Source organism: Rhodopirellula islandica (assembly GCF_001027925.1).
Classification (GTDB): domain Bacteria; phylum Planctomycetota; class Planctomycetia; order Pirellulales; family Pirellulaceae; genus Rhodopirellula; species Rhodopirellula islandica.
Window position 1 is genome coordinate 267,724 of sequence record NZ_LECT01000029.1, and the last position, 7,768, is coordinate 275,491.

A 7,768-nucleotide genomic window follows, 5' to 3' on the forward strand; every position below is an offset into this window, starting at 1 on the left:
AAGTGTGCGAACCGAATGCAACTCATTGAAAAAGTTAAATTGACAATTGAAAAATGCAAATTGATGCGATTTCATCCACGCATTCCGGCATTTTACAATTGTCAATTTGCACTTTAACTTTTTCAATAACGACAAACGCCGTATCAATACAATTCGTCGGAAACCGCCCAAACCGCCTGGTTGATTTCATTTTTATCAGTCCAGGCGTTGCCCTGGGCTGTCATAGGGTTGCCCCGTTGGGGCGAAGTCGTGGGCGAGATTGGGAATCCGCTGGACGCCTCGCTCCTGGTGAAGCATCGGCTGGGTGCCATGCAAGACATGGCCTACATTGGTGCCGGGAAGCATACCTCGCCGGTGCGCCGGGAATGCGCATGCGTCCGAATCCTGGCGAATCCGGCGACGAATGGCGGCGGATCGCGGCGCAGCCAACTAGGTCAGGATTTCTTCGACGACTCGGCTTTGTTTGACTCCGGTGAGGCGTTGGTTGAGGCCTTTGAAGGGGTAGACCATCGTCTCGTGATGGAAGCCGAGCAGGTGCAGCATCGTGGCATGGAAATCTCGCAGGTGCACGGACTCGGTCGCTGCGGTGTAGCCGACCGCATCGGTCTCGCCATAGGTGAACCCAGGTTTGACGCCACCACCAGCCATCCACATCGTGAACGCCTCGGGGCTGTGATCGCGACCGTGGAATGCCATCGTGGTTCCGCCTCGGTTCTCTCGCATCGGCGTGCGTCCGAACTCGCCGCCCCAGACAACCAGCGTGTCTTCCAGCATCCCACGCTGTTTCAAATCAGCCAGCAACGCCGCGATGGGCTTGTCCGTTTGCTTGCACTTGTCCGGCAAGCCGTGCTCGAGCGACTCGCTGCGGTTGGACCCGTGCGTGTCCCAGCCCCAATCGAACAACTGCACAAAGCGGACGCCTTCTTCGACCAAACGCCGCGCGAGCAAGCAGTTGTTGGCAAACGATTCTTTGCCAGGTTCGGCGCCGTAGCTCTCGAGGGTCTCGGCGGTTTCTTGCGACAGGTCCATCGCTTCGGGAGCAGCCACCTGCATCCGATAGGCCATCTCGTACTGAGCGATCCGGGTGACCGTTTCCGGGTCGCCGTACTGCTGCAGCGACTCTTGATTGAGTGCCGCCAGAGCATCCAACACCTGGCGTCGTTCTTGCCGCGAAACGCCTTCGGGGTTGGCGACATTCAGAACCGGATCGCCTTTGGACCGGCACTGCACGCCTTGATAGACCGATGGCAAAAAACCGGATCCCCAAAGAGCCTTGCCCACCCGAGGCAAACGACCGCCCGACAACAGCACGATGAATCCGGGCAGGTCTTCGTTCTCACTGCCCAAACCATACGTGACCCAGGAACCAATCGACGGCGATCCCATCGGTGCCGCGCCGGTGTGCACCATCAACTGAGCCGGGCCGTGATTGAATTGGTCCGTCTTGACCGTTTTCAAAAAACACAGGTCGTCAACTTGCTTGGCCAGGTGCGGCATCAACTCCGAGACCCACGCCCCGGACTCGCCGTGTTGCTGGAAATCATACTGGGGCCCTAGCATCCGTGGCGTGCCGTTGATGAAGGCAAAGCGTTTGCCTTCCAAGAACGACTGCGGGCATTCCATGCCATCGAGTGCTTTCAGGTCCGGTTTGTAGTCAAACAACTCCAACTGGCTGGGGGCACCGACCATGTGCAGGTAGATCACTCGCTTGACCTTGGCTGGTTGAGGCGGCACGAGTGGACTGAGCGGGTTGGTGGCGTCGTGCTGGGGATCAAAACCATGTTGCAGCGACGGATTGGCATGCGCAGCATTTCGGCCCGCTTGCTGAGTCGCCAAGTAAATGGCGCCGAGGCCAGCGGCTGAATCGGTCAAAAATTGCCGACGACTGGTTTGCAACAACGACTGACGAAAGAGTTCTTGAGAGATTGTTTCGCGATGCATCTTATTTGCTCATGATTTCGTCGAGGTTCAACAACGCAGACGCGACCGCTTCGTAGGCGTCTTGCTCTTGTTCGGACGGTTGCTTGGCTTGCTCGTACAGAGTCACCAAGATCTTCTGTTCCGCGGCCGTCGGCGACCGGGAAGTCACCAACTGAAAACCTTTCGTCAAACGTTCTTCCAAAGTTCCATCCATGGCTTCGACTTTCTTGGCCAACGCTTGCATGCACTCCACGAAGGTGACATCGTTGAGTGTTGTCAGGGCTTGCAGCGGCGTGTTGGATCGAAGCCGGCGAGGTGTGCAGAACTCACGCGAAGGAGCGTCGAACGCAGCGAACATCGGATAGGGAATGCTGCGTTTGGTGTAGGTGTAAATCGAACGACGGTAGCGATCCGGGTTGCCGACGTCGGGCGTGTTCCATTTGTCGCCGCCTTGAAATGGTTTCCAAACGCCATCAGGAATCGGCGGATGAACGGGAGCCCCATGCACTTCTGGCGAAAGCAATCCGGACACAAACAAGGCTTGATCACGAACCATTTCGGCGGGCATGCGGAAACGAGGCCCGCGAGACAACCATCGGTTCTGTGGATCGACCAAGTCTGATTTCGGATCGATGACGGCGTCTTGCCGGTAGGTGCTCGACAACACAATCGATCGAATCAATTGCTTCCAGCTCCAGTCGTATTCGGTTTGGAACTTGATCGCCAAGTGGTCCAGCAACTCTGGATGCGTTGGACGCTCGCCGCTGGAACCAAAGTCTTCCTCGGTCGGCACCAATCCCATTCCGAACAACCGAGCCCAGACGCGGTTGACGGTCACGCGAGCGGTCAGCGGGTTGCTCGGATCCACCAACCACTTGGCCAGATCCATTCGGTTGAAGGGTCCATCGCCGGCAATGGGTGGCATGGAATCCGGCACATTCGGCTGGACGACTTGATCCTTTGTCAGGAACAAACCGCGAATGAACACGTGGCTGGGACGAGCCAAATGCTCGGGGCGTTCCATCATGATTGGAATGCGGACCGAAGCGATCTTCCGTCGTTCGCCGGAAATCCGTGACAGTTCGGCTCGCTCATCTGACAAGTCTTTGTCGGTCCACGCCAGCAAAGCCTTCTCGTCCGAGCACACATCAACGCTGCCGCGACGGACGACCAAGGGAAAGGCCCCCAACGCTTGTTGTCGACAACTCATGTCGAGTTTGAGCTTCGCACCTCCAGGGACTTCGATTGGTTCCTTCAACAAGAACACGGCCACACGAGGATGGTGAATACGAGTGAAGGCAGCGAACCCGTCGCTGTTCTTTGGATCCATGCTGGACCGAGGATGCTTCAGCGGCTCGGGCTCATCCGCGACGACGTGCGAGAACTCAACCTGGATCTCTTCGTCATCGTCCCCGACCAAGACCGCATTCAAATGCGACAGCACAAATCCCCACTCGGAATCTGCCAGTGCGGTTTTAGGATTGCGAGGCAGCAGCGTCAAACGGATGGCGGTGAGCTTGTCGGCTGATTCGGGCATCTCGCACTCCAGCGAAATAGTCGTGCCGTTGGACAGCGTGTCGATCGTGTAGAACTCCGTCCGCCCGTTGCGTTCTTCGACGTCGACCTTGGTTTGCTTGGTGGCCGAGGCGGTCATGGAGTCGATGTGCTTCCAGTCCAACTCGTTCTCGCTGACCGCTTCGAATTCCTGGTGCCAGATCGATTGCTTGAGCGAACGAATTTGACGATCGAGATCAGAGGCACGTTCTTCGTCTTCCTTGGCCAGCGGCACGGACAACAACGGTTCTTCACCACTCAAGTCACAATCGACCGAGTTGTTGAAGAACGCCATGAACTCGTAGAACTCATCGTGCTCGATCGGGTCATACGGGTGACTGTGACACTGGACGCAGCCAAACGTGATGCCTTGCCAGGTTTGCCAGACGGTGCTGACGCGATCCATCACCGCGTTGATGCGGAACTCTTCGTCGTCCGTGCCACCTTCTTCGTTGGTCTGAGTCAAACGACTGGCGGTGGTGGCCAAGCGATCGCTGATCGAAGGATCAGGCAACAAGTCACCCGCAATTTGCTTGATCGTGAACTCGTCAAACGGGATGTCGTTGTTGAACGCATCGATCACCCAGTCGCGATACTTCCACGCGTTGCGGCGTCCATCCAATCCCAAGCCGCGGCTATCGGCGTAGCGAATTTGATCCAGCCACACCGAGGCCCAGCGTTCGCCATAGCCGGATGACTGCAACAGCTCATCCACCTTCTCAGAGTAGGCCGCGTCACCACGTGCTGTCGCAGCGTCTTGGAAGCGTTCGACTTCCTCCAGCGTCGGTGGCACACCGGTCAGGTCCAACGTGACTCGCCTGAGCCATTGTTGAGGAGGGGCATCCGCGGCGGGTTGAATCCCTTTCTCTTCGAGCGATTTGCGAACGAATCGATCGATGGTTTGGCGGCAGGCGTCCGGGTCGGCGACCTCGGGAACCTTTGGTGCCACCGGCGGTTCGTAGCCCCAGGATTGTTTCCACTGGGCCCCTTCCTCGATCCAGGTTTTCAGCAGGGCAATCTTTTCTTCGGACAGTGGTGCCCCATGTTCGGGTGGCGGCATGACCTCCGATTCGTCCTCCGACAGAATCCGATCGATCATGTAGGAACCATCGACGTCGCCAGGTTCAATCACTGCCAGCGCGCTATCGCGATGAATGAATGACAGATCGCCCGCCTGCTTGACCCCGCCATGGCAGGCCACGCAGTGTTCGTTCAAGATCGGCTGAATGTCGACGGCAAAGTCGACCGCGTGCGAAGTCGCCCCGCCTCCCACTGCCAACGCGAGTATCGTCGTGACAAGGCGACCAATCTGAGAGCGTAGCGTCATGAATGAATGATCAAGAAGTGTGTGCCGACGAGCAAGACATGGTCGCGTCACCTAGGAAGCAAGCGGGATGGCCGGACGAGAGGAGCGAGATCGAAACGACTCACGCTCCATCAACCGATCGTCCCCTCGCTACACAACGGAACGCTCCGCCAAGAAACCGTCTCGCATAAACAGGGAAGATGCTTCCCCACAATAAGCGGACTCTGCCCATCCAGCAAATCGGTCAACCACGCCAAAGCCAGCAAAACGACGGTGAAAACGCAAAACGCCCGTCATATCGAAAGATACAACGGGCGTCCACGTTTTGAAGAAACGCAAAGTTGAGCAAGAAGGAAGACCGCCAGTCAAAACTCTTGATCAATCACCTCTCTTGCACCACGGGTCCCAAGCGACCCCCACAATCCGTAGGGGCTGGCCGATCCCGGTGGGTTGCTACTTTCCTCCGAAGCGTTGCGATGCCAGACGGTTTCCGCCCGGCTGTTCCCAGCTTCGATCGAGTCGGTGATGAACTTCACCGCCCCATCGGCCATCAACACGTGCACGCCACCTTGGTGTCGACTGCTGGCGGTCGTGATGCCTTCCGTGCCGTGGTTTCCCCCCAAACAAACTTCGCTGTTGGGCGGAAGGATGCACAGGAATTGAGAATAGAGCGGGCGAAAATCAGCCCAGCGTCCGCCACGTGTCGTGGCCCCACCACTGGTCGTCGTGCCAGCCAACCAGAACCCCGGACGAGCAGGATCGATCAGAGCATTGTCTTCGCAAGTCTTGGGATTGCCCATGATGCCGTTGCCCCACTGGCCACCGTGACCGCCGTTGTTCAGCGCGGCTGCCGAACGGATGTCTCGGTCGCCCAAGTCCGTGACGATTTCGCCGCACATGATCGTGTTGGAAGTCCCATCGAGAATGTCTCGGAACATCGTGTTGCCGCGGGGAACAAAGACGCCGCGCAAGTTCGCCCGGCATTGGCGGACCAAATAGGTTTCATCCTGGTATCGCCATCGGCCTTGCCCGCCAGCGAAATGCGAAGCACCGATCTGAGTTCGGCTGGTCGCATCGCCAACGCAGGCCGCGTAGTTGCTGCGTCCAACCGTCGGCAGTCCCCGACCGGGATCGCTGGGGCAACGGTACGTCGGCACATCCGTTCGCCAAGGTTCGTAGCGGACCGCGTAGGGTGCCGGCCCCATGGCGGGCCAAGTTCGATCCGCTTCGTCAGTGAGTGGATTGGAGATGTGTTCCCACATCCCTTGCTGCTCAATGAACGGGAGGATACCGACCGAATAGCTCAACATGTGCCGGCTGAATCCAACGGGAGGAGCGGGTGCAATCCCGTGATCATCCCCCAACGACCAAGAATCATTGCTTTCGTTGGTGGCCCCAGTGCCGTGCATGGGCAATTGGCTGAAGGCCGCGTGATAGTTGTGAACCCCCAAGCCAATTTGCTTGAAATTGTTGCCGCAACTCATTCGACGAGCCGCTTCGCGAGCGGCTTGCACCGCCGGCAACAGCAGCCCGACCAACACACCGATGATGGCGATCACCACCAACAACTCAACCAAAGTGAAACCGCTGTGCTGACGATTCCTGTGGCCACTCCACAGACGTGGAAGCCGGCTTCCGCTTCTTTGAATGAACATTTCACCGAACTCGTAAAAAGGAGAAAAGAATGAGCGCTGGCGACAATGAAGGCGGACAGCGTGAGATCCCGGTGAGGATTTGCAGGTTGGAACGGCCCCCTGCAGTGGATGCAGACCGCCCGGATCAAGGAGCCAGTTTCTCGGCTTCCTCGGCGGCCTCCGCTTCGGCGTTTTCCATCGCTGCGTCGTAGGCCGCGAACGCGTCCTCATCTTCACTGATCACCGTGGGTTTCGCTTCGCAGCCAACCCACATGCCAACCAGCAACAACGCCAACCAAGACTTGCCGAACAACGAAGCGACTTTCATCGTCCCTACCAATCACAACCGAGAGAACGGAGACGCAGGCACACAACGGGGCGTTCCGCCTCGCTGCGTGCCAACAACGCGCCTGAGAACAACATAGCCACTGATGGTGGGGGATCCTCGCAGCGAAGTCAAACTCGATCGGAACGACTCTTTTCATGTCATCAAAAGTGGCGCAGCATTCGCTTGGGGTCCGTCAAACCCCGCAGGTCAACCATTGACTCGCTGTCTTACCCACGAACGCGTCAAGATAGGTAGCAATCGAAAACTTCGCGGGCGTGAACATCCACTCAAGAAAATCGCCTAAAAAATTTTCTTTGGAGGACTTTTGGGCGAAACCTTTTCAGCCAACGCGTGAACCAGGAGGTTCCCGAGCGTTTTCGGACCCATCGCTGCAAGGGACATCCATTTCTTCAGTAGGCCGGATCAAGCATGAGGCTGGGCGTTGCCCTGGGCTGACATAGGGCTGCCCCGTTGGGGCGAAGTCGCAGTCGGCCAAGACCCTCCATCACAACCCGACGCGTGAGCGAGGGACGCCCCCAACTCCCACGACGGCCCCATCCGGGGCGACCGTTTGTTTTCCGGCACCGGTCTCTCGGGGCTTCCACCCCGAGCTAAGCACGACGGCCCCATCCGGGGCGAAACCCAGACGCCAGCCACCATTTATTTTCGAACATCCCTTGGGGCAAAGTCGCAGAATAAGCTTGGCATCCGCAATCAGAGCGTCAATGGTGACGGTTTGTTGACTCAGTTCTCAACGACGTTTCAGCGCATGCAGGATGGGCACTCTTGCCTTTTTATACCTCACATCTTTTGGGAGCCGCTTGCGTTGGGAAACCAGGCGTTGTGAAGCCAAACATCCCTTGTCCAAGAACTATTGGTGTTCGAGATGTGGGGTTCAAAAAGGCACTCTTGCCCGTCAGAGTCGGCCAAGACCCCCCATCACAACCCGACGCGTGAGCGAGGGACGCCCCCAACTCCCACGACGGCCCCATCCGGGGCGACCGTTTGTTTTCCGGCATCGGTCTC

General features: G+C 57.8%; 4 protein-coding genes. All 4 read right to left on the reverse strand.

Features of this window, described 5'->3' with window-relative positions:
* Positions 1–429: 429 nt before the first annotated feature.
* Positions 430–1,941, reverse strand: coding sequence for a DUF1501 domain-containing protein (locus RISK_RS15700; protein ID WP_047815237.1), 1,512 nt, complete (start codon positions 1,939–1,941; stop codon positions 430–432).
* Between the two features lies 1 nt (position 1,942).
* Positions 1,943–4,801: a PSD1 and planctomycete cytochrome C domain-containing protein gene (locus RISK_RS15705; RefSeq protein ID WP_047815238.1), complete on the reverse strand. Its 2,859-nt coding sequence runs from the start codon at positions 4,799–4,801 to the stop codon at positions 1,943–1,945.
* A gap of 344 nt (positions 4,802–5,145) precedes the next feature.
* Positions 5,146–6,435: a DUF1559 domain-containing protein gene (locus RISK_RS15710; protein WP_047815239.1), complete on the reverse strand. Its 1,290-nt coding sequence runs from the start codon at positions 6,433–6,435 to the stop codon at positions 5,146–5,148.
* 124 nt (positions 6,436–6,559) lie between these two features.
* Positions 6,560–6,742 carry a hypothetical protein gene (locus tag RISK_RS15715; protein WP_047815240.1) on the reverse strand — a complete coding sequence of 61 codons (183 nt, stop codon included), beginning with the start codon at positions 6,740–6,742 and terminating at the stop codon, positions 6,560–6,562.
* Positions 6,743–7,768 lie beyond the last annotated feature (1,026 nt).